Origin of the sequence: Billgrantia montanilacus, from assembly GCF_003336675.1 — a bacterium.
In the GTDB taxonomy this organism is placed as follows: domain Bacteria; phylum Pseudomonadota; class Gammaproteobacteria; order Pseudomonadales; family Halomonadaceae; genus Halomonas; species Halomonas montanilacus.
In genome coordinates, this window is the sequence record NZ_QPII01000003.1 from 315380 (window position 1) to 335765 (window position 20386).

The following is a 20386-nucleotide window of genomic DNA, read 5'->3' on the forward strand; positions in this document are numbered from 1 at the left end:
CCACAGGGGTGTCTAAGTTAGTATCGGCTTACAGCAAAGCCCCGAAATGGCGAGGGTTTCATTATGTAATCGACGCCTGAATCGGTTGTATTGGCGGTGCCTCTGGGCCTATAGTCCCCCTGTTGCGGCATGTTGCGGCATCTTCCATACGGTCAACTCAGGGGAGCAGGCAATGAAGCGAAAGCCCGATCTGGTCATGGCACTGGTGCTGGCCTTCGGCATTGGCGTAGTGGTAACTGGCTACGCCCAGGCGCTGACGGGTGGATGAACCGGCAGTCAGTGCCATGATCAGATGAAGCAGGACTAGAATAACAACGTTAGCGAATAAGCCGGCCGGTGCTCATGCAGGGGCCGGCTTTTTCATGGCGGGCTTTTCACAAGTGGCTTTTCAAGGGCGGCTTTTCATGGGTGCTATCAGCGGGGCGGATGACCCGGCTGTCGGTGACGATGGCATCCAGCGGCACATCCCAAGGGGCTGTTGGGAGGCGCTCTACCCGCTGGCAGTCGTGGGCCAGGCCGAGCAGGCGTGGCCGCGGGCCACGGTGGCGGGTAAATGCCAGGCTGCGGTCGTAGAAACCACCGCCCATGCCCATGCGCTGGCCCTGGTCGTCGAAGCCCACTAGTGGCAGCAGGATCAGATCCAGGGCCCAGGTTGGCAGGCGTCGTGCCCGATGGGCGCCGTGTCGCGTCTCGGGTTCGGCAATGCCGAAGCGGTTGCGAACCATGGGCGTGCCCCGGTGGTAGTGCACGAACCACAGGGTGTTGTGCGACAGGGGCTTGAGTACCGGCAGGTAGGCCCGGGCCGAACGGTCCGCCAGCCAGGAGAGCAGTGGCCGGGGATCGATTTCGCCGTCGTTGGGCAGGTAGAGCGCAACGCGGCGGGCGCGCATCACTTCAGGAAGCTGGCGCAGGCGACGACACATCGCCTGGGCGGCGGCGTGCTGTTCACGCGGGCTGAGCGATCGGCGCCGGCGTCGTAAGGCCTGGCGTAACTGGCGCCGGGAGTCGGGCAAATCGGATGTGAAGGGATTGGACAGGTTGCTCATGATGCGATGGGGTTCCCCAGAGTGCCGCTGTCATTCTGGCCCTTGAACCCTTGGTTCAAGGTGGGTGGCCGCAGCCGAACCGTCAGGCTTTCCGTCGCACGGACATGCACACGGGTCCGGCTAGCAAATGGCCGCCCTGGGTATTGCGCATAGGCTCGAGGGACTATAACGACTGGCCAACACCCCAGGGAACACCTTCATCCTATCAGAGCTGGCCAGTCCGTCCAATGTCATTCGGCCGTGACCCCGTCGGGCGGCAGCGTATTCGCCAATGCGCGCTCCAGCCGCTCGCTGAGCCGGTTGAGATCCTGTTCACCGCTGCGGCGCTCTTCCAGCACCTCCAGCAGCTCGTGGGCAATATTGAGTGCCGCCATCAGGGCGACGCGTTCGCTACCCAACAGGGTATTCTGGGAATGGATGCCAAGCATGGCTCGGTCCAGGTAGCGTGCGGCACGGTCCAGCTTGTGCTCTTCGCCCGGATTGCAGGCGAACACATAGTGGCGGCCCAGCAGGGTGATCTCGGCGGTTGGCCGAGAGGCGTCATCGCTCATGGAGGGCTCCGGTGTCGGCTTGTCAGCCCGATGCGTTAACATCCTATCAATCAAGACGTGGCATTCGGACACTATAAGAGAGGCTCTCACGGGCGGTCAACGCGCGGTGGGATTGTCCGGATGCCCCACTACACAGCCTGTCATACGGAAGTTGTCATGTCATCGATCGACGAACGCCCCGATTTTTCCACCATCGCCGACCTGTTCCTGCTGCACGGCAGCATGCAGTCGCCCGCCTTTCTCGACGGCAGGCTCTGTGCCTCGCTGGCCCTGCACGAGCTGAGCGCCAGCGGCTGGCTGGAGGAAGTCTGCCTGGGGCTGGGGGTGGAACAGCCACGGGACCGTGAGAGCGGCGAGGCCCTGCTGGAGTGGCGGCGACTCACCCTGGAGACGCTGGCGGACAGTTCGTTGAATTACGAGCCGCTGCTGCCCGATGAGCTCTACTCCCTGGCCGAGCGGGCCCAAGGGCTGCGTGAATGGACGCTGGGGTTTCTCGAGGTGATCGAGGATGCCGGCTCCGAGCCCCGTGAAGGCTGGTCGGCGCCACTGCGCGAAGCCGTCGATGACCTGGCGGCGCTGGCCGCCATGGAGACCGATATCGATGACAGCGCCGAGAACGAGAACGACCTCTTCGCGCTGACCGAACACGCCCGCATGGCCGCCATGCTGCTGTATACCGAACAGCGGCCGGGGCAGCCGCAGGTGGAAGCGGGTGAGCCCACCCAGCACTGACCGCCCGAGTCCCAGGAGTCTCCCTACCGATGCCAGGAGCCGACATGTTGCCAGACCCCCTGCCCCGCCCCGCGGCCATCTCCAACGACGAGTATCGCGCCCGCCGCGCATCGCTGATGGCGCAGCTGCCCGCCGACAGTGCCGTGCTGCTGATGGGGGCCTCCCTCGTCACCCGCTCGCGGGATAGCGACTATCCGTTTCGCCAGAACAGCGATTTCCACTACCTGACGGGATTTCCCGAACCCGAAGCGCTGCTGCTGCTGCTGCCGGGACGCAGTGATGGCGAGAGCGTCCTGTTCTGCCAGGACCGCGAGCCGACGATGGAGGCCTGGACCGGCATCCGGCTGGGCGCTGAAGGCGCGGTACGCGAGCACGGGATCGACCAGGCCTTCGAGAATGCCGAGCGGGACGAGCAGTTGGCGGCGCTGCTTGACGGGCGCACCATGCTCTACCTGATGCTGGCGGATCCCGAAAGCATGGCGCTGGCCGATGACGTGCGTGGCCAGCTGACGACACGGGTACGCCAGGGGGCACGGCCCGCCGAGGCCTATGCCGACCTGGCCCCCCTGCTGCACGAGGCGCGGCTGACCAAGAGCGAGGGTGAGCTGGCGCTGATGCGACATGCCGCGGAAATATCGGCGCGGGGTCATGTGCGCGCCATGCGCGCGGCTCGGCCTGGCCTGGCCGAGTACCACCTCCAGGCCGAGCTGGAACACGAGTTTCGCTGGCAGGGCGCCAGCGGCCCGGCCTATGCCACCATCGTGGGTGGCGGTGCCAACGCCTGTGTGCTGCACTACATCGAGAATAACGAGCCGTTACGTGACGGCGAACTGGTGTTGATCGACGCCGGTGCCGAGCTGGACCTCTATGCCGGGGACATCACGCGCACCTTTCCCGTCGGCGGCCGGTTCAGCGAGGCCCAGCGAGCCCTCTACGAGGTGGTGCTAGCGGCCCAGGAGCGTGCCGTGGCATCCATTCAGCCAGGCGTCACCCTGGCCGAGATCCATGAGGGCGTGGTGCATGACCTCACCGCCGGCCTGATTCGCCTGGGTCTGCTGCAGGGCGAGGTGTCGGCGCGGGTCGAGGACGCGAGCTTCAAGCGCTTCTACCTGCACTCCACGTCCCACTGGCTGGGGCTCGACGTGCACGATGTGGGCGCCTATCGCCACAACGGCTCGCCTCGCCCGCTGGTGCCAGGAATGGTGCTGACTATAGAGCCCGGGCTCTATGTTCCTGCCGATGACGATATACCGACCGACTTTCGCGGTATCGGTATCCGAATCGAGGACGATGTGGCGGTGACCGATACCGGCCACGAGGTACTGACGGCTGGTGTCCCCAAGGGAGTCGACGAAATCGAGGCCCTGATGGTGAAGAAGTGACCAACGGAAGCGGAGTATGGTATGTCATTATGTAATTTACATTACGACTCATGCCTTGGCGCAGGATGCGTAAAATGAGTGATGCTGTGGCCAAGCCGCGTAATGATGCGCGTAACGTGGATATCGCCATTGTCGGCGGCGGCCTGGTGGGGGCGAGCCTGGCCTGTTCGCTGGCACCGCTGATCGAACGTCATGGGCTCAGGGTGGCCGTGGTCGAGGCGGCACCGATGCTGGACGCGGCGAGCGCACCCTGGCAACCCAGCTTCGACGCCCGGTCCAGTGCCATCGCCCAGGGGTCCGCCCAGCGCTTTCGCGACATGGGCCTCTGGCCGGCGATGGCCGAGCAGGCCGCACCGATTTCCCGCATCCACGTCAGTGAGCGGGGGCGGCTAGGCGTGACGCGCCTGCTGGCCGAGGAGCTCGGTCAGCAGGCACTGGGCTATGTCGTTCCCAACGCCTGGATGGGACGGGTACTTCATCGGCGCCTGGCCGAGCTGCCCCTGGCATGGCACTGCCCTGCCAACGTGGACTGCATCGAGCCCGAGGCGGAGGGATACCGGCTGACACTGTCCGACGGCAGCGAGTTCCAGGCGGGGCTCACAGTACTGGCCGACGGGGGTCGCTCCGGGCTCAAGGAGCGGCTGGGCATCGGCAGTGACGAAGTGCCCTACGATCAGGTGGCGCTGATCGCCAACGTAGAAATGAGCCAGCCCCATGAGGGTACGGCCTACGAGCGTTTCACCCGGGAGGGGCCGATTGCCTTGCTGCCGTTGCCGGGACAGCAGATGGCCCTGATCTGGACCCATGCGGCAGGGCGTGAAGGGGCGCGACTCGCACTCAGCGACGGCGACTTTCTGACCGAGCTGCAGCGGGCCTTCGGTGACCGTGCCGGCCGCTTTCGGCGTGTCGGCAGCCGTCACGCCTATCCGCTGGCGCTGGTTACCGCGAGGGAGGCGATCCGGCCTGGGCTGGCGGTGCTGGGCAATGCCGCCCATTCGTTGCATCCTGTCGCGGGCCAGGGCTTCAACCTGGCGCTACGGGGCGTAACGGACCTGGTGGCCGCCTTGGAGCTGGCGCTGGGCAGCGGTGAGTCGGCGGGCAGCATGCTGACCCTGCGCGACTTCGAGGCGCGGCGCATCGTCGACCGTCACAATGTCGTTCGTTTCAGCGATGGCCTGATACGCCTGTTCGGCATCGATAATGGCCTGCTGTCCCATGCCCGGGCGGCAGGACTGGTGGGACTCAACCTGGTCGGCCCACTGCGTCGCGGGCTGGCCCGCCGCGCCATGGGGCTGGAGCGTTGATGGTTACCGCAGTCGGACGCAAGCATGACAAGCAGGGAGTGTGAGATGACGCAAGCGGATGGAGAAGCGCACACGCACTTCGAGGTCATCATCGTAGGCGGTGGCATGGTGGGCGCCACCCTGGCAGCCCTGCTGGGCCAGGCCGGCGTGTCGGTGGCGCTGCTCGATGCCCGCGACGAGCCGCTGGCCGCCGAGGCGGTAGGGCGTGGCCAGCCGGCGATGCGGGTCAGTGCGCTCACGCCGGTGTCGCAGCGCCTGCTCGAGGGCCTGGGTGTCTGGCGCTGGATGCAGGCGCGTCGGGTGACGCCGTACCGCCATATGCAGGTTTGGGACAGTGAAGGTAGCGGCGAAGTCACCTTCACCGCCGAGGAGGCTGGCGTACCGGAGCTGGGACATATCGTCGAGAATGATGTGATCCTGGCGGCGCTGGAGGCGCGCCTGGCCGAGCTGCCAACGATAACCGTCCGGTTCGGCGCCCGGGTTTCCGGCCTGGCGTCGGCGGAGAAAGGACACGAGGTGATTCTGGAAAATGGCCAACGTCTATCGGCGCCGCTGGTGGTGGCCGCCGACGGGGCCCAGTCGCCGCTGAGGGCCCTGGCCGGGATCGAGGTCAGCGCCCATGACACCGGGCACATGGCCGTGGTGACCACCGTACGCACGGAGCGTGCCCATGGCGGTGTGGCACGCCAGGTCTTCCTGCCGACCGGCCCGCTCGCCTTCCTGCCCCTGACCGTCGATGGCGACGACCGCTACTGCTCCATCGTCTGGTCGACGTCGCCGCAGGAGGCCGCAAGGCTGGTCGAGTTGTCGCCCGATGTGCTGGGCCATGCCCTGGCGGCGGCCTTCGAGTCGCGCCTGGGTGGGGTAGAGGTCGTGGACCGGGCGCTTGCCGTTCCGCTGACCCAGCGTCATGCGAAAACCTATGGGCAGCCGGGCCTGGTGCTGGTGGGCGATGCCGCCCACAGCATCCATCCCCTGGCCGGCCAGGGGGTCAACCTGGGCCTGATGGACGTGGCGGTGCTGGCCGAAGAGGTGCTCACGGCGCGCCGGCGCGGCATGTCGATAGGCCACGAGAGCGTACTGTCCCGCTATACGCGACGCCGGCGGGGCGACAATGCGGCTATGCTGGCGCTGATGGATGGATTTCGCCTGCTCTTCGGCAGCCGCCATCCGGCCCTGACCCTGGCGCGCAACCTCGGTCTTTCGGGGGTCGATCGCCTGGTGCCGGTCAAGCGGTTGCTGATGCGTCAGGCGACCGGGCACCGCGGTCGCCTGCCCGCTGCCTGCCGCTAGGAGCTACCTGTCGCGCCGGCCGAGCACGTTCAGCGCCTTGAGTAGATTGATTGCCTCACCGAGCTGATAGTCCTCGCGCAGACGCTCTGTCATTGCCTCGCGTTGGCGGGGGTCGTCGCGCGAGCGCAGGTGGCCTTCCAGGTCGGCCTCGCGCAGCTGGCGGCCCGTTTCGGTCACTTCGACCCGGCCGCGCACCACTTCCACGTCCGGCTCGATGCCCAGTGCCTGGATCGAGCGCCCGTTGGGTGTGTAGTAGAGCGCCGTGGTCAGCTTCAGCCCTTCACCGTTGCCCAGCGGCATGACCTGCTGCACCGATCCCTTGCCGAAGCTATCGGTGCCCATGATCACGCCACGACGCTGGTCCTGCAGGGCGCCGGCGACGATCTCTGCCGCAGAGGCGCTGCCGCCGTTGATCAGCACCACCAGGGGCACATCAGGGGCGATTGTTTCGCGCCCAGCGGAAAAGCTCATCTCGGTGTCCGGCAGGCGTCCTTCGGTATAGACGACCAGGCCGCTATCCAGGAAGGCATCGGCCACGGCCACGGCAGCCTGCAGCACGCCACCGGGATTGTTGCGCAGGTCGAGGATCAAGCCGTCCAGCGGGCCGTCACGCTCCAGCTGGCGAATGGCGCTGTTGACCTGTTCGCCGGTGCGATTCTGGAACTGGCTGACCCGCAGGTAGCCGTAACCCGTTTCCAGCAGCTCACTGCGCACGCTTTCGGTACGAATGATCTCGCGGGTCAGGGTGACATCGAAGGCGCCCTCTTCACCGCTGCGCATGATGGTGACGGTGATTTCGCTGCCCGGCTCACCGCGCATCAGCGAGACGGCCTCCTGCAGCGAGAGGCGTTCGGTGGAGGTACCATCGATGCTCAGGATAGTGTCTCGCGCCTGCAGGCCGGCACGGGAAGCGGGGGTGTCGTCGATGGGGGTGATGATGGTCAGCCGGCCGTTTTCCAGGCCCACCTCGATGCCGATGCCGCCGAACTGGCCTTCGGTGCTTTCCCGAAGGCTCTGGAACTCGTCCCGGTCCAGGTAGGCGGAGTGAGGGTCGAGCTCGCTGAGCATGCCGCGCATGGCGTTGCGTATCAGCGTACGGTCGTCGACCTCTTCGACATAAGCTCGCTTGATCCGCTCGAAGACTTCGGCAAAGGTCTGGATATCCTCCAGAGGCAGCTCATCGACCGGGGCGGTGGCCTGAACGGTCAGCGGCAGGGCGGCAAGCGGCAGGACCAGCAGCAGCGTTGCCAGCAGGCGCCGGGAAGCGGGCAGGAAGCCGACAGAACGTAAGGACATGCGAACTCCGCGGTATCGAAACGAGGCTGACCAGCATAGCCCTTGCTCCGGGGCTTGTGAAATAGCGTCTCTCATCGTTTGGCAATCCATCCCTGGGGGTCGATGGGGTCACCGTTACGGCGGACCTCGAAGTAGAGTGCCGGTGATTCGTTTCCACCGCTCACGCCGACCGTGCCGATGGTGTCACCACCAGATACCGCCTGGCCCACCTCGGCACTGAACTGCTGCAGGTGGGCGTGCAGCGTCATGACCTGGTCGCCATGGTCGAGAATCAGCAGGTTGCCGAAGCCACGCATCCAGTCGGCGAAGACCACACGCCCGGCATGGACGGCCTTGACCGGCGTACCTTCACGGGCCTGGATCAACATGCCGTTGTGGTGTACCCCGTCGCCGCGCCGAAAGCTCGATGTGACGCTGCCCTGGACCGGCCAGGGCAGCTCGCCCTGGGTCTGCTCGATGGCGGTGGACGGGGGCGGCTGCTGCAGCCGGGCCATCTCCTGGCGCACCTGCTCCAGCACTCGCTCGGCCTCGGTGCGGTCCCGGTCGAGTGCCGACAGTCGCGTCTGCTCATCGCTGTAACGGCCCTGCAGGTCGGCCACCAGCCGTTCCCGCTCCTCCATGCGCCGGGCAAGCTCGGCGCTGCGTGACGCCAGCTCGTCCGCCAGGGCGTCAAGCCGCTCACCGCGCTCGCGCTGCTCACGGCGGTTCTCGGCCAGCTGGGCGTCGAGGCTGGCGATCTCGTCGAGACGGGCATTGCGAGCTCGTGCCAGGTGGTTGAGGTAGGTCTGCAGTCGATCGAGCCGTGCCGGGTCATCCTGGTTGAGCAGCAGCTTCAACTGGGGCGTGAGGCCCAGGCGGTAGAGGGCGTCGAGCTGGGCCTGCAGGGCGGCGCTCTGCTCGGCGCGCTCCTCCTCCAGCTCTTCTCGGGCAGCTTCCAGCGCAGCGATCTCCCGGTTCAGGCCCTGGCGGTCGGCCTGGATATCATCAAGGCGGCCGTGGGTCTCGGCCAGTGCCGTCTCCACCTGGCGCAGCTCCTGGGTCGCTTCATCCTGTGCCTCCCGGGTCGCGCCGAGCCGCCGGCTGGCCGCCTGGATCTCGCTGCCGATGGCATCCAGGCGTTCGCGAGCTTCGCGCTCGCTTGGCGTGGCGGCCTGCGTCGCGGCCGAACCCAACGCCAGCGCGACGAGACTCAGCAGCAGGGCCCACAGGGCAGTGCGGTGCCGGATTCGGCTCATGGTGTGTGGGCCCTGCCCGTCATGCCGACTCGATTAGCACCCGGCCGGTCATCTCATCGGGGATCGACTGGTCCATCATGGTGAGCAGGGTCGGGGCGATGTCGCAGAGACAGCCATCATCGAGCAATCGTACCGGCTGGGGGCCGACATAGATCAACGGTACCTCGAAGGTGGTGTGGGCGGTCTGCGCTACGCCGGTTTCCGGGTTCACCATCAGTTCCGCGTTGCCGTGGTCGGCGGTGACCAGGCAGGCACCGCCGGCACGCTCGATCGCCTCCACTACGCGGCCGACACAGGCATCGACGGCCTCGATGGCCTTGACGGCGGCATCGAACTTGCCGGTGTGGCCGACCATGTCACCGTTGGCGTAGTTGCACACGATCAGGTCGTAGTGACCGGAGTCGATGGCTTCCACCAGGCGGTCGGTGACCTCCTCGGCGCTCATCTCAGGCTTCTCGTCGTAGGTCTTCACCTCCTGCGGGGAGGGGACCAGCACTCGGGTCTCCCCCCTGTACTCCTCCTCGCGGCCACCCGAAAAGAAGAAGGTGACGTGGGCGTACTTTTCGGTCTCGGCGATGCGCAGCTGGGTCAGGCCGCGTTGCTCCATGACTTCGCCCAGGGTGTTGTGAAGCTCCGCCGGGGGAAAGGCGGCCGGCGCGGGGATATCGGCGGCGTACTGGGTCAGGGTCACCAGGCTGCCACCCGCCAGGGCGGGGCGAACCCGACGCTCGAAGCCGCTGAAGCCATCCTCGACGAAGGCCCGGGTCAGCTCGCGTGCGCGGTCGGCGCGGAAATTCATGAAGATGGCGGCGTCGCCGTCGGCGATGCTGGCGGGCTCGCCGTCGGTACGGATGGCGGTCGCGCTGACGAATTCGTCGTTCTCGCCACGCTCGTAGGCGGCTCGCAGGCCCTCTTCGGCGCTGGCCGCCTCGAACTCGCCGCGGCCCTCGGTAAGCAGGCGATAGGCCTTTTCGACGCGATCCCAGCGATTGTCGCGGTCCATGGCGAAGTAGCGGCCGATGATCGAGGCTACGCCGCCGTTGCCGGCGCCGACCAGTTCAACCAGCTTCGTATTGGTGCGCTCGATCGAGGCGAGCGCACTCCGGGGCGCCGTATCGCGGCCATCGAGGAAGCCATGTACGAAAATGCGCTTGGCTCCGCGCCGGGCCGCCAGCTCGGCCATGGCGAGAATATGGTCCTCATGGCTGTGCACTCCGCCCGGCGAGAGCAGGCCCAGCAGGTGCACGGCCCTGCCCTGTGCCACCGCGGCATCGATGGCGTCGGTGAGGATGGCATTGCCATCCAGGTCGCCGTCCTCCACCGCCTTGGTGATGCGGGTGAGCTCCTGGTAGACGACGCGCCCCGCACCCAGGTTCATGTGGCCGACCTCGGAATTGCCCATCTGCCCGTCGGGTAGCCCCACATGGCGGCCGTCTGTGTGGATCAGGGTATGGGGCCTTTCCTGCCACAGGCGATCCATTACCGGCTTGTGAGCGGCAGCCACGGCATTGTTCGCGCTGTCCGGGTTGTGGCCATAGCCATCGAGAATGATCAGTGCGACCGGGCGAGGAGCGGCGGGAGCGGGGTTCGTCATGGGGTAAAGGCCTCGTTGGGTATTGGCGCGACCCGGGGCTGGCGGGCTTCGCTGTGAAAGGTACGCTGCCCATAGCCTCCTCGACCGCCTGGAACGACGGGGGTCGCGACTTGAATCGGCTTGCGGCATCATAACGCACGGCATGGTCGAGCGTCATATCAGGTAAAGCGCGGGCCATGCCGCCAGGGGCCATGGCTTGGTGTATACTGTCCGCCTTCAGATTGCCCTAAACGTGTATCGAGAAGAGTGTTCCGGACCCATGATCGATCAGCTGTTCGAATTCGTGCAGAATCACCCGCTCCTCGTGGGTGCCTTCCTGTTGGTGCTGGCTGCCTGGATCGCCTACGAGGTCCGCAACAGTGCCGCCAGTGGTGTTACATCCGGTCAGGCGACACAGCTGATCAACCGCGAGGACGCCGTGGTCGTTGATACCCGCGAGACAGGGGATTTCAAGGCCGGGCACATTGCCGGTGCGCGCAACATCCCCCAGAGTCGTATCGACGACAGCGTGCGGGAGCTGGAAAAAGTGAAGGACAAGCCGATCATCGTCGTCTGCAAGAATGGCCAGTCAGCGGGCGTTACGGTCGCCAAGCTGGCCAAGGCCGGCCTTCCCAGGGTGCTCAAGCTCAAGGGCGGCATGATGCAGTGGCAGGCCGACGGCTTGCCGGTGGTCAAGAAATAGTCAAACACAAGACGCAAAGGATACTTCCATGGCCGAAGAGAATAGCCAGAACGCCGCCGGTGGCAGCCAGGCCACCGACCAGAACAAGCAGCAGCTGCAGTTCGCCGTCCAGCGTATCTACGTCAAGGACATCTCCTTCGAGGCGCCGAACTCGCCGGCCGTGTTCCAGCAGCCGTTCAAGCCCAAGGTCAGCCTGGATCTCAACACCTCCAGCAAGAAGGTGGGTGACGACCTGTTCGAGGTGGTGATCAAGGTCACGGCCCAGGTCAAGCACAGCGAAGAGGGCACTACCTCCTTCCTGGCCGAGATCGAACAGGCCGGCCTGTTCCGCATCAGCGGCATCGAGGGCGCACAGCTCGAGCACACACTGGGGGCCTTCTGCCCCAACGTGCTGTTCCCCTACGCCCGCGAGTGCGTCGACAATCTGGTCAACCGCGGTGGCTTCCCGCCCCTGATGCTGGCGCCGGTCAACTTCGAGGCGATCTACGCCCAGAAGAAGAAGCGCGAGGCCGAACAGGCCCAGCAGCAGGGCGAGCAGACCACACAGTAAGGGCGGTCCGCACGTGTCAGTCAGGAGCGTGGCAAGAGCCCCGCGTATCCACGTCGCCGCCGACTTCACCGTCGGCGGCGACGTCGTTCTGCCCGACGGTGCCGCGCGGCACCTGGCGCGGGTGCTGCGCATGGGCGAAGGCGCCCCTGTGCGGCTCTTCGACGGCCAAGGCCGGGAAGCCAGTGCAGTGCTCATCGAGGCGGGCCGCAAGCGGGTAGTGGCACGCATCGAGGCCGTCGATGCGGGCATGGGCGAGTCGCCGCTAGCAGTCCATCTAGGGCAGGCGATCTCCAAGGGCGACCGCATGGACTACGCCATCCAGAAGGCCGTCGAGTTGGGTGTGGCGGCGATCACGCCGCTGTATACCGAGCATGGCGACGTGCGCCTCAAGGAGGACCGAGCGTCAAAGAAGCTCGCCCACTGGCAGGCGGTGGCCGTCAGCGCCTGCGAGCAGTGTGGCCGCGCCACGGTGCCGACAGTTCACCCCCCCATGCCACTGGCCGACTGGCTCGACGAGCGCGACGAAGCCCTGCGCCTGGTGCTTCACCCCGCCACCGACCGAGCCCTGGCGCGGGAAACCGCGCCACCCAGCGTGGCGCTGCTGATCGGCCCGGAAGGCGGCCTGTCCAGTATTGAAGTCGATGCCGCCCAGGCTGCCGACTTTTCACCCCTATCCCTCGGCCCGCGTATCCTGCGCACCGAAACCGCCCCGGTGGTGGCGCTCTCCCTGCTGCAGTATCGCTTCGGGGATCTGGGCTGATCCACGTCTTGAACTGATCCACGCCCATTCGAAATAAAGCATATTACACTTTAGTCGCTTTTGGCCCATGACCGGCTTGCATGCTGTCGAGTCCCCATTTAAGTTGTATGATGTATGACAACTGGTCGTGCCGGTTGTCTCCCCGACCAGCAGGTGGGTCGCCTCCAATGGGCCAATGCATGAACAAGAGGATGTCGCCGTGAAGTTTTCCAGAGCCGCCGTTACGGCAGCCTTGGGCGATGGGTTGCTGTCTTTTCCCATTACCGATTTCGACAAGAGCGGGCGGTTCGATGCGGATAGCTATCGTCGACGCCTGGAGTGGTTCATCAGTCACGATATCTCCGCCGTTTTCGTCGCCGGGGGTACGGGCGAGTTCTTCAACCTTTCGTTCGAGGAATATCGCGATGTGGTTCGTGTCGCTGTAGAAACCGTCAAAGGCAAACTGCCGGTAATCGCCAGTGCAGGCTTGAGCGTGGAAAGCGGCAAGGTCTACGCCAAGGCGGCCGAAGAGGCGGGGGCCGACGGCATCCTGCTGATGCCACCCTATCTCACGGAATGTCCGCAGGATGGCCTGGTGCGATACGCTCGTGAGATCTGTGACTGGACCGAACTCAATATCATCTACTACAACCGCGGCAACGGTGTGCTCGATGTCGCTTCGGTCAGCCAGCTTGCCGACAGCTGTCCAAACCTGATCGGCCTGAAAGATGGCAAGGGGGATATCCAGGCACTGAACAAGATCGTTAAGACCGTGGGTGACAGGCTTGTTTACATCGGTGGCGTACCGACCGCGGAGATTTTTGCCGAGGCTTACCTCTCCATTGGTGTCAATACCTATTCATCGGCTGTCTTCAACTTCGTGCCGGAAATGGCCGTCAAGTTCTATCAGGAACTGCGAAAGGGGAATCGGGACGTCGTCAAACAGATTACCAACGATTTCTTCATCCCTTTCATCAATCTTCGGGATAGAAAAGCGGGATATGCCGTCAGCCTGATCAAGGCAGGCGCAGAAATCATCGGCCGGTCGGCCGGGAGTGTCAGGGCACCGCTGGTGATGCCCACGAAGGAAGAGCGAAACCAGCTGGAAGCCCTGGTGGGAATCGCTCAAAAACTATAACTTCAACGATATCAACGAAGGAAGTGCGTCATGAAAACAACAAGCAAGACGTGGAGTGCAGTTGCCGTATCCGTTGCCATGGTGGCCATGGCGCTTCCGGCACAGGCCAACAGTTGGCGTGGATGGAACATCCACCCCCCGGGCTATCCGAATACCGTTGCCCTGGAAGCCTTCGCCGAGGCTGTGACCGAAAGAACCGAAGAGCGGCTCAAGGTTCAGGTTTATAATAACGGGGTTCTTGGCGACCAGCCCGATGCCATTGAACAGACGCGCAGCGGTGCGCTGGATTTTGCCAATTTCAACATGGGACCCATGGGGCCCATCGTCAAGGAAACCAACGTCCTTTCCCTGCCATTCATTTTCAGCAGCATCGAACATATGCATGAGGTCATGGATGGCGAGATTGGCCAGCAGTTCGCCGATGCCCTTGCGGAAAAGAACCTGATCGCACTGTCCTGGTTCGATTCCGGTGCTCGTAGTCTTTATAACACCGAGCGTCCCATCAGTACGCCCGATGATGTTCGTGGCCTGAAAATCCGCGTCATGAACAACGATCTTTACGTCGACATGATCGAGGCGCTGGGTGGCAATGCAACACCAATGGCCTATGGCGAAGTGTATCAATCACTGACAACAGGGGTGCTGGATGGAGCGGAAAACAACTATCCTTCATTCGAGTCCAGTAACCACTATGAGGTCGCCGAGTACTACTCATTGACCGAGCACCTGATCATCCCTGAATGCCTGTGTATTGCAAAGGCCAGCTGGGAGGCACTGTCGCCCGAAGATCAGGAAATCGTACGTGACGAGGCCATCAAGGCGTCCACAATGCAGCGCGAGCTCTGGGTCGAAGGGTCGCGGGCGAGCCATCAGAAGGTCGTGGATGCCGGTGTTCAGATCAATGAAGTAGAAGACAAGGCGGCCTTCCAGGAAAGGATGGATCCAGTCTATGCGGGATTCATCCAGGCCAATCCTGAGCTTGAAAGCCTGGTCGAAGCGATTCGGTCCTCGAACTGATCTCCAACGCGACGATTCCCTCCCGGTGACCTGCGTCGCCGGGAGGGCAGGAGACGTACGCTATGAGTATCTACGCTGATCCAGGGGCCGCCGTGTATCTTCCACGATTTCACAAGCTGGTTAGCCGAGTTCTTGATGGAGTCGCCAATCTGTGCCTGGCCACGGCCGGTGTGCTGCTCGTCTTTCTGATCGCCATTTTCGGCTGGTTGGTGTTTGGTCGCTATGTACTCAACAACACGCCAACCTGGGTGGAACAGGCTTCCCTGCTTCTCGTGGTCTACATCACGTGTCTGGGTGCGGCGGCAGGTGTCAGGGGCAATACGCACCTGAGTATCGACTTCGTTCGTGAAAGCATGCCTGAGCCTTTCAGAACGATTTGTCGCTATGTCTCGGATCTCTTCATCGTGCTCTTTGGTGGCTTCATGGCGTACCAGGGCTGGGGCCTGGTCATGACCAATCTCGAGCGCGCCATACCGCTGATCAGGCTTTCGGAAAGCTGGCGTGCGGCACCGCTGGTGATCTGTGGCGGCCTGCTGGTGCTGTTTGCCACCGCCAATATCGTATCGCGCATCTTCCATCGCGACCGTGCCGAGGATAGCTGACATGGGCCTTGCCATTCTTTTCGGTGTTTTCTTCCTGGGTCTGCTGGTCGGTGCGCCTGTTGCGTTTGCCGTGGGCCTGGCCGCGGTCGTCACCTTCATATACGAAGGCCTGCCGCTCTTTGTTGCCTTCCAGCGCATCCTGTCGGGCATTTCCGTTTTCTCGCTGCTGGCCATTCCGTTCTTCATCTTTGCCGGGGAACTGATGCTGCACGGCGGGATTTCCACGCGACTGGTGAGACTCGCGTCGGCTGCGGTGGGCAGGATGCGCGGCGGACTGGGTATCGTGAACGTCAGCTCGTCGATGCTGTTCGGCGGCATTTCCGGTTCTGCCGTTGCCGACACCTCGGCGCTTGGTTCGCTGTTGATTCCCGTGATGAAGGAGAAGGGCTACGACGCCGACTATGCCGTCAATGTCACGGTGACATCGTCGGTGGCCGGGGTGGTGATACCGCCTAGCCATAACATGATTCTCTACGCCGTGGCAGCCGGGGGCGGTATTTCGGTCACCCAGCTGTTCATCGCCGGCATCGTGCCGGGCATCCTGATGTGCCTCACGCTCGCGGTGGCGGCCTATGTGGTAGCGGTGCGACGCGGCTACCGTGGCGAGACCTTTCCGGGGTGGGACGTGCTGGTCATGAGCCTGGCCGCAGCCCTGCCGGGGCTGATGACGGCGGTGATCATTGTCGGGGGCGTGCTGTCGGGCATTCTCACCGTGACCGAATCCGGCGCCTTCGGGGCCATCTATGCCATCGTCGTCACCTCGCTGGTCTATCGTGAGTTGAACTGGGCCTCGTTCCAGGCTGCGGTGCTGCAATCGGTCAAGACTACCGCACTGGTCATGATCCTGGTCGGTTGCGCCGCGGCCTTTTCCTACCTGCTGGCCCTATATAACGTACCGCTGCTGCTGACCGAGGTGCTGATGGGGATCTCGGACAAGCCCATCGTTATCTTCCTCATGCTGAACCTGCTGTTGCTGGGGCTTGGCATGCTCATGGACATGGCCGCCCTGATCCTGATCTGCACGCCGATCTTCCTGCCGGTGGCGATGCAGTTCGGCATGGATCCGATCCAGTTCGGCATCATCATGATGATGAATCTGGGGCTGGGCCTGTGCACGCCGCCAGTCGGGGCCTGTCTGTTCGTCGGCTGCGTGATCGGCAAGATCAAGATTGAACAGGCCGTGCGCACCATCTGGCCGTTCTACCTGGCGCTGTTCGTCGCCCTGATGCTGGTGACCTACGTCCCGGCAGTGTCGCTGACGCTGCCCCACTTCTTCCGCTAGGCAACAGAACAGTGCCTCACTCGATCCCTACGTACCGACAGGACCCGACCTGATGAAGGTAGCAGCCGTATATACCCATATTCTCGACCATGTGCTCGATGCCACCTTCGAGAGCGCATCCATGCACTTCTCGCGGCGTCAGCACTGTCTGGTCGAGGTCGTGTGCGACGACGGCACCACCGGCTGGGGCGAGTGCCTGGGGCCGGCGCTGCCCAACGCGGCCGTGGTGAAGGCCTATGCCACCGCCCTGGTCGGTCAGGACCCGCTGCAGACGGAGAAGATCTGGCTGGATCTCTACAACCGGTTGCGTGACCAGGGCCAGCGAGGCCTGACCGTCACCGCCCTGAGCGGTATCGATATTGCCCTGTGGGACATCAAGGGCAAGCGCTTCGGTGTGCCGATTTCGACCCTGCTGGGCGGGCGCTTTCGCGACAGCGTGCGTGCCTATGCCACCGGCTCCTTCCGGCGCGAGGGTGTCGACCGGGTAGAGGATATTGCTCGTGAGGTTGCGGGCTATCGGCGGGAAGGCTTCCATGCAGTGAAGATCAAGATCGGCTTCGATGTGGAGGAGGACCTGAGTGTGATCGAGGCGGTGCGGGAGGCGATCGGCCCCGACCTGCGCCTGATGATCGACGCCAACCACGGTTACGACTACCTGGAAGCGGTCGAAGTGGGCCGGCGAGCGGCGAAGTTCGATATCGACTGGTTCGAGGAGCCTGTGCTGCCCGAGCATATCTCGGCCTATCGTGCGGTACGTGCCGACCAGCCGATCCCGGTGGCTGGCGGCGAGACCTGGCACGGCCGCTACGCCATGCACGAACCACTCGCGACCCGGGCCGTGGATATCGTCCAGCCCGACATCTGCGGCGTTGGCGGGTTCACCGAGATTCGCCGGGTGGCCGACATGGCGGCGCTGCATGGCGTGCGTCTGGTGCCACACGTCTGGGGTACGGCGGTGTGTCTCGCGGCCAGCCTGCAGTTCATGGCCGCGCTACTCCCCAACCCACCACGGCGCGATCCGATCGAGCCGATTCTTGAGTTCGACCGTACCGAAAATCCGTTTCGGCAGGCGGTGGTTCAGTCACCCATCGAACATGTCGCTGGCGTTGTGACCATTCCCGACGGCCCCGGCCTGGGCATCGACATCAATCGCGAGGCGCTCAGCCACTTCGCCCTCAAGGAGGCATGACGACGTGACAGCGATACCCGCCAATACGCGGCCATTGGAAGGGCCGCCACCACGGCTAGAGACACCGCCGGGGGCCACCGATTGCCATATGCACCTCTATCTTCCCGGCTACGAAGCGCAGCCTGGCGGGCCGGCCATTGCTGAGCTGGCTACAGTAGCGGATTACCGCCAGGTGCAGCAGCGCCTGGGGTTGGAGCGGGTGGTGGTCACCCAGTCTAACGCCTATCAGCGCGACAATGGCGCACTCATCGAGGCGTTGACCCAGCTGGGCACGGCATCCGCCCGCGGCGTAGCGGCCGTGGCGCCGGGGACGCCTGGCAAGTGCCTGCGAGAGTGGCACGAACAAGGGGTGCGAGGGGCGAGGATAATGAACCTGCCCTGTGGTGCCGTGACCCATGCGGAAATGCCCGAGGTGGAACGTCTCATTCGGCCGCTTGGTTGGCACCTGATGGTCCAGTTCAACGGCCAGCACCTGGACGACTATCTCGACGGCCTGCAGCGCCTCGAGGTCGACTACATCATCGATCATATCGGCAAGTTCATGCCCCCGGTACCGGCTGATGATTGCCGTGTCGACGAGATCCTGAGGCTGCTCGATCGCGGCAATGCCTGGTTCAAGATATGTGGCGGCTACGAGACGAGCGTGACCGGCGGGCCATGCTACGAGGACGTGGAAGCGATCGCCCGCCGGGTCATCGCCCATGCCCCGGAGCGGGTGATCTGGGGCAGCAACTGGCCTCACGTCGGCGTGCCAAGGGAACGGTATCCGGATGATGCCGAACAGCTCGACGTGCTGCTCGAATGGACCAGCGCGGATGACCGGCAGCGGATTCTGGTCGACAACCCCGCCGTGCTCTACGGCTTCTGATCTCTTTATCTGCCTGGAAGGAGGAAACGCATGATCGACCGTCTATTGGTAACGGGTGCCGGCGGTGGCATGGGGCGAATCATTCGACCGCACTTGTCGAAGCTGGCCCACAAGGTACGGCTTTCCGATATCGCCGATCTGGGCGAGGCGGCCAGCCACGAAGAGCTCGTACAGTGCGATCTCTCCGATGCCGGTGCCGTCAGCGGCCTGGTCGATGGCTGCGATGCCATCGTGCACCTGGGGGGCGTCTCGTTGGAGAAGCCGTGGGACAGCCTGCTCCAGGCCAATATCATCGGCACCTATAACCTGTACGAAGCGGCTCGCCAGACGGGCAAGCCGCGCATCGTCTTCGCCAGCTCGAACCATGTGACCGGCTACTACGAGCGTACGCGCCGAATCGATACCGATGTGCCGCACCGTCCCGATTCACTGTACGGTGTGACCAAGTGCTTCGGTGAAGACTTGGCCAGTCTGTATCATGACAAGTTTGGTATCGAGACCTTGAGCGTTCGTATCGGCTGGTGTCACCCCAAGCCGACCGATACGCGCAAGATGGCGATCTGGCTCAGTGCCGAGGATTTCGTCAGCCTGGTTCAACGCGCCATTGTCACGCCGCGTTTGGCCCATACCGTGGTCTACGGTTACTCGAACAATGCCGAGCGGTGGTGGGACAACAGCAAGGCCGCTTTTCTGGGCTGGGTGCCGAAGGACAGCTCGGAACCATGGCGCGCCGAGATGGAGGAACTCGATGCCGGGCTCGACCCCGAGGATCCGGCGGTCATCTTTCAAGGCGGCCCGTTCGCCACATCCAGCCATCCCGATGATGCCTAGGTATTGCCGGGAAAGGCAGCGAGCGCAGCCAGTTTTCGAACAGAGCCTCGCGATGCCGGACGGATATGCATGATTACGAATCCACTGAACCGATAGAACCAGTTTCCTGATGGATGGAAGGCGATATGACAGGTAAACCCGCTGTTGCAGCTGGCATAAAACAGCTGAACATTCAGAAGCTTTCACGCGAAGGCAGCCTGTCCCTGCATGTTGCCGACCAGTTGGAAGCGCTGATCGTCAACGGCGGCATCCCCGTAGGGGAGAAGCTGCCGACCGAAAACGGTCTCTGTGAGGCGTTCGGCGTCAGCCGCACGGTAATCCGTGAAGCCATTACCCACCTCAAGTCGCTCGGTCTGGTCGAGACACGCCGTGGCGTCGGTACCACGGTACTGCGCTCCACGACCATCGAAGCCCGGCCGGCCAAGCAAATCAATCCCACCACCGTGGAAGATATTCTCCATGTACTCGAGCTGCGCCTGACCCTGGAGCCGTCTGCGGCCGAACTGGCGGCACTGCGCCACAGCGAGGCGGATCGCCGGATTCTGAAGGCACGCCATGACGCCTTCATCAAGGCTCAAGAAGAAAAGTCACAGGCACGTGTGGAGGACTTCGATTTTCATTTGGCGATTGCCAAGGCTACTCAGAATCCGTTCTTCGCACAGTTCTACGAGCAGTTGAGCCAGAGCGTGATTCCCCGCGCCAAGCTACTCAGTATCGAGATCAATCCTGTGACATCGGAGCGCTATCTCGAGCGGGTGCGACAGGAGCACACCTATATTCTCGAAGCCATCCTGATGCGGGATGCCGAGGCGGCCCGGGAAACCATGTTTCAGCACCTTAACCGCGCCAGAAACATGTATGCCAAATATCGCCCCCAGTGACCGCTAGCCGCGTTATATCGGGCCAGGCCCCTGGAAGCAGCACAAGGAGTTCTTTTATGACCCTGCAAGGCAAGATGCTGATCGGCCGCGAGGCCGTCAGCGGCAGTTCCACGCCCATCCATGGCGTCAACCCTGCCACCGGCGAGACGCTGGAACCCACCTACGTGGGCGGCA

The 20386-nt window shown here is 63.8% G+C and carries 20 protein-coding genes and 1 other RNA gene; 15 read left to right on the forward strand and 6 right to left on the reverse strand.

Annotation, left to right across the window (positions count from 1 at the left end; genetic code table 11):
- Positions 1–374 precede the first annotated feature (374 nt).
- The 3 genes from DU505_RS06865 to DU505_RS06875 form a co-directional block, all read right to left on the reverse strand.
- The gene (locus tag DU505_RS06865) at positions 375–1046 is read right to left on the reverse strand and encodes a 5-formyltetrahydrofolate cyclo-ligase (RefSeq protein WP_114478280.1); all 672 of its coding nucleotides are present in this window, start codon (positions 1044–1046) and stop codon (positions 375–377) included.
- A 9-nt stretch (positions 1047–1055) separates the two neighbouring features.
- A non-coding RNA gene (ssrS, locus tag DU505_RS06870) (6S RNA) lies at positions 1056–1240 on the reverse strand.
- 36 nt (positions 1241–1276) lie between these two features.
- A complete protein-coding gene (locus DU505_RS06875) occupies positions 1277–1597 on the reverse strand; it encodes a cell division protein ZapA (RefSeq protein WP_114478239.1) in 321 nt (106 codons plus the stop codon).
- Between the two features lie 156 nt (positions 1598–1753).
- On the opposite strand from DU505_RS06875, the gene DU505_RS06880 reads away from it, so the two are divergent.
- From DU505_RS06880 to DU505_RS06895, 4 genes are all read left to right on the forward strand, one after another.
- The gene (locus DU505_RS06880; RefSeq protein ID WP_114478240.1) at positions 1754–2329 is read left to right on the forward strand and encodes a UPF0149 family protein; all 576 of its coding nucleotides are present in this window, start codon (positions 1754–1756) and stop codon (positions 2327–2329) included.
- A gap of 44 nt (positions 2330–2373) precedes the next feature.
- Positions 2374–3711 carry a Xaa-Pro aminopeptidase gene (gene pepP / locus DU505_RS06885; protein WP_114478241.1) on the forward strand — a complete coding sequence of 446 codons (1338 nt, stop codon included), beginning with the start codon at positions 2374–2376 and terminating at the stop codon, positions 3709–3711.
- 74 nt (positions 3712–3785) lie between these two features.
- Entirely contained in the window at positions 3786–5015 is a 1230-nt protein-coding gene (gene ubiH, locus DU505_RS06890; protein WP_114478242.1) for a 2-octaprenyl-6-methoxyphenyl hydroxylase, read from the forward strand.
- Positions 5016–5060: 45 nt separating this feature from the next.
- Positions 5061–6308, forward strand: coding sequence for a UbiH/UbiF/VisC/COQ6 family ubiquinone biosynthesis hydroxylase (locus DU505_RS06895; RefSeq protein WP_245947796.1), 1248 nt, complete (start codon positions 5061–5063; stop codon positions 6306–6308).
- 3 nt (positions 6309–6311) lie between these two features.
- Here DU505_RS06895 and DU505_RS06900 read toward each other — a convergent pair whose 3' ends face one another.
- From DU505_RS06900 to gpmI, 3 genes are all read right to left on the reverse strand, one after another.
- The gene (locus DU505_RS06900) at positions 6312–7604 is read right to left on the reverse strand and encodes a S41 family peptidase (protein WP_114478244.1); all 1293 of its coding nucleotides are present in this window, start codon (positions 7602–7604) and stop codon (positions 6312–6314) included.
- 71 nt (positions 7605–7675) lie between these two features.
- Positions 7676–8839, reverse strand: a complete 1164-nt coding sequence (locus DU505_RS06905; protein ID WP_114478245.1) for a murein hydrolase activator EnvC family protein — start codon at positions 8837–8839, stop codon at positions 7676–7678.
- Positions 8840–8858: 19 nt separating this feature from the next.
- Positions 8859–10433 carry a 2,3-bisphosphoglycerate-independent phosphoglycerate mutase gene (gene gpmI, locus DU505_RS06910; RefSeq protein WP_114478246.1) on the reverse strand — a complete coding sequence of 525 codons (1575 nt, stop codon included), beginning with the start codon at positions 10431–10433 and terminating at the stop codon, positions 8859–8861.
- Positions 10434–10692: 259 nt separating this feature from the next.
- Between gpmI and DU505_RS06915 the strand changes: the two genes are divergently transcribed.
- The 11 genes from DU505_RS06915 to DU505_RS06965 all read left to right on the forward strand — a co-directional run bounded on the left by DU505_RS06915 (position 10693) and on the right by DU505_RS06965 (position 20212).
- The gene (locus DU505_RS06915; protein WP_114478247.1) at positions 10693–11115 is read left to right on the forward strand and encodes a rhodanese-like domain-containing protein; all 423 of its coding nucleotides are present in this window, start codon (positions 10693–10695) and stop codon (positions 11113–11115) included.
- Between the two features lie 28 nt (positions 11116–11143).
- Positions 11144–11665 carry a protein-export chaperone SecB gene (secB, locus tag DU505_RS06920; RefSeq protein ID WP_114478248.1) on the forward strand — a complete coding sequence of 174 codons (522 nt, stop codon included), beginning with the start codon at positions 11144–11146 and terminating at the stop codon, positions 11663–11665.
- 28 nt (positions 11666–11693) lie between these two features.
- On the forward strand, positions 11694–12425 hold the full coding sequence (locus tag DU505_RS06925) for a 16S rRNA (uracil(1498)-N(3))-methyltransferase (protein ID WP_114478249.1): 732 nt from the start codon (positions 11694–11696) through the stop codon (positions 12423–12425).
- A 199-nt stretch (positions 12426–12624) separates the two neighbouring features.
- Positions 12625–13542, forward strand: a complete 918-nt coding sequence (kdgD, locus tag DU505_RS06930; RefSeq protein WP_114478281.1) for a 5-dehydro-4-deoxyglucarate dehydratase — start codon at positions 12625–12627, stop codon at positions 13540–13542.
- Positions 13543–13572: 30 nt separating this feature from the next.
- Positions 13573–14559, forward strand: coding sequence for a TRAP transporter substrate-binding protein (locus tag DU505_RS06935; RefSeq protein ID WP_114478250.1), 987 nt, complete (start codon positions 13573–13575; stop codon positions 14557–14559).
- A gap of 62 nt (positions 14560–14621) precedes the next feature.
- Entirely contained in the window at positions 14622–15161 is a 540-nt protein-coding gene (locus DU505_RS06940; protein ID WP_114478251.1) for a TRAP transporter small permease, read from the forward strand.
- Between the two features lies 1 nt (position 15162).
- Entirely contained in the window at positions 15163–16443 is a 1281-nt protein-coding gene (locus DU505_RS06945; protein ID WP_114478252.1) for a TRAP transporter large permease, read from the forward strand.
- Between the two features lie 52 nt (positions 16444–16495).
- Positions 16496–17632, forward strand: coding sequence for a mandelate racemase/muconate lactonizing enzyme family protein (locus DU505_RS06950; protein WP_114478253.1), 1137 nt, complete (start codon positions 16496–16498; stop codon positions 17630–17632).
- 4 nt (positions 17633–17636) lie between these two features.
- Positions 17637–18500 (forward strand): amidohydrolase family protein, encoded by an 864-nt coding sequence (locus tag DU505_RS06955; protein WP_114478254.1) that lies wholly within the window; start codon positions 17637–17639, stop codon positions 18498–18500.
- 30 nt (positions 18501–18530) lie between these two features.
- Positions 18531–19331: an NAD-dependent epimerase/dehydratase family protein gene (locus DU505_RS06960; protein WP_114478255.1), complete on the forward strand. Its 801-nt coding sequence runs from the start codon at positions 18531–18533 to the stop codon at positions 19329–19331.
- Between the two features lie 125 nt (positions 19332–19456).
- Positions 19457–20212, forward strand: a complete 756-nt coding sequence (locus tag DU505_RS06965; protein WP_114478256.1) for a FadR/GntR family transcriptional regulator — start codon at positions 19457–19459, stop codon at positions 20210–20212.
- Positions 20213–20386 lie beyond the last annotated feature (174 nt).

Excerpts from the sequence above, each read along its gene's own strand:
- DU505_RS06865 (WP_114478280.1), bottom strand. The coding sequence starts at position 1,046 with ATGAGCAACCTGTCCAATCCCTTCACATCCGATTTGCCCGACTCCCGG.
- DU505_RS06875 (WP_114478239.1), bottom strand. The coding sequence starts at position 1,597 with ATGAGCGATGACGCCTCTCGGCCAACCGCCGAGATCACCCTGCTGGGC.
- DU505_RS06880 (WP_114478240.1), top strand. The coding sequence starts at position 1,754 with ATGTCATCGATCGACGAACGCCCCGATTTTTCCACCATCGCCGACCTG.
- pepP (WP_114478241.1), top strand. The coding sequence starts at position 2,374 with ATGTTGCCAGACCCCCTGCCCCGCCCCGCGGCCATCTCCAACGACGAG.
- ubiH (WP_114478242.1), top strand. The coding sequence starts at position 3,786 with ATGAGTGATGCTGTGGCCAAGCCGCGTAATGATGCGCGTAACGTGGAT.
- DU505_RS06895 (WP_245947796.1), top strand. The coding sequence starts at position 5,061 with ATGACGCAAGCGGATGGAGAAGCGCACACGCACTTCGAGGTCATCATC.
- DU505_RS06900 (WP_114478244.1), bottom strand. The coding sequence starts at position 7,604 with ATGTCCTTACGTTCTGTCGGCTTCCTGCCCGCTTCCCGGCGCCTGCTG.
- DU505_RS06905 (WP_114478245.1), bottom strand. The coding sequence starts at position 8,839 with ATGAGCCGAATCCGGCACCGCACTGCCCTGTGGGCCCTGCTGCTGAGT.
- gpmI (WP_114478246.1), bottom strand. The coding sequence starts at position 10,433 with ATGACGAACCCCGCTCCCGCCGCTCCTCGCCCGGTCGCACTGATCATT.
- DU505_RS06915 (WP_114478247.1), top strand. The coding sequence starts at position 10,693 with ATGATCGATCAGCTGTTCGAATTCGTGCAGAATCACCCGCTCCTCGTG.
- secB (WP_114478248.1), top strand. The coding sequence starts at position 11,144 with ATGGCCGAAGAGAATAGCCAGAACGCCGCCGGTGGCAGCCAGGCCACC.
- DU505_RS06935 (WP_114478250.1), top strand. The coding sequence starts at position 13,573 with ATGAAAACAACAAGCAAGACGTGGAGTGCAGTTGCCGTATCCGTTGCC.
- DU505_RS06940 (WP_114478251.1), top strand. The coding sequence starts at position 14,622 with ATGAGTATCTACGCTGATCCAGGGGCCGCCGTGTATCTTCCACGATTT.
- DU505_RS06945 (WP_114478252.1), top strand. The coding sequence starts at position 15,163 with ATGGGCCTTGCCATTCTTTTCGGTGTTTTCTTCCTGGGTCTGCTGGTC.
- DU505_RS06950 (WP_114478253.1), top strand. The coding sequence starts at position 16,496 with ATGAAGGTAGCAGCCGTATATACCCATATTCTCGACCATGTGCTCGAT.
- DU505_RS06960 (WP_114478255.1), top strand. The coding sequence starts at position 18,531 with ATGATCGACCGTCTATTGGTAACGGGTGCCGGCGGTGGCATGGGGCGA.
- DU505_RS06965 (WP_114478256.1), top strand. The coding sequence starts at position 19,457 with ATGACAGGTAAACCCGCTGTTGCAGCTGGCATAAAACAGCTGAACATT.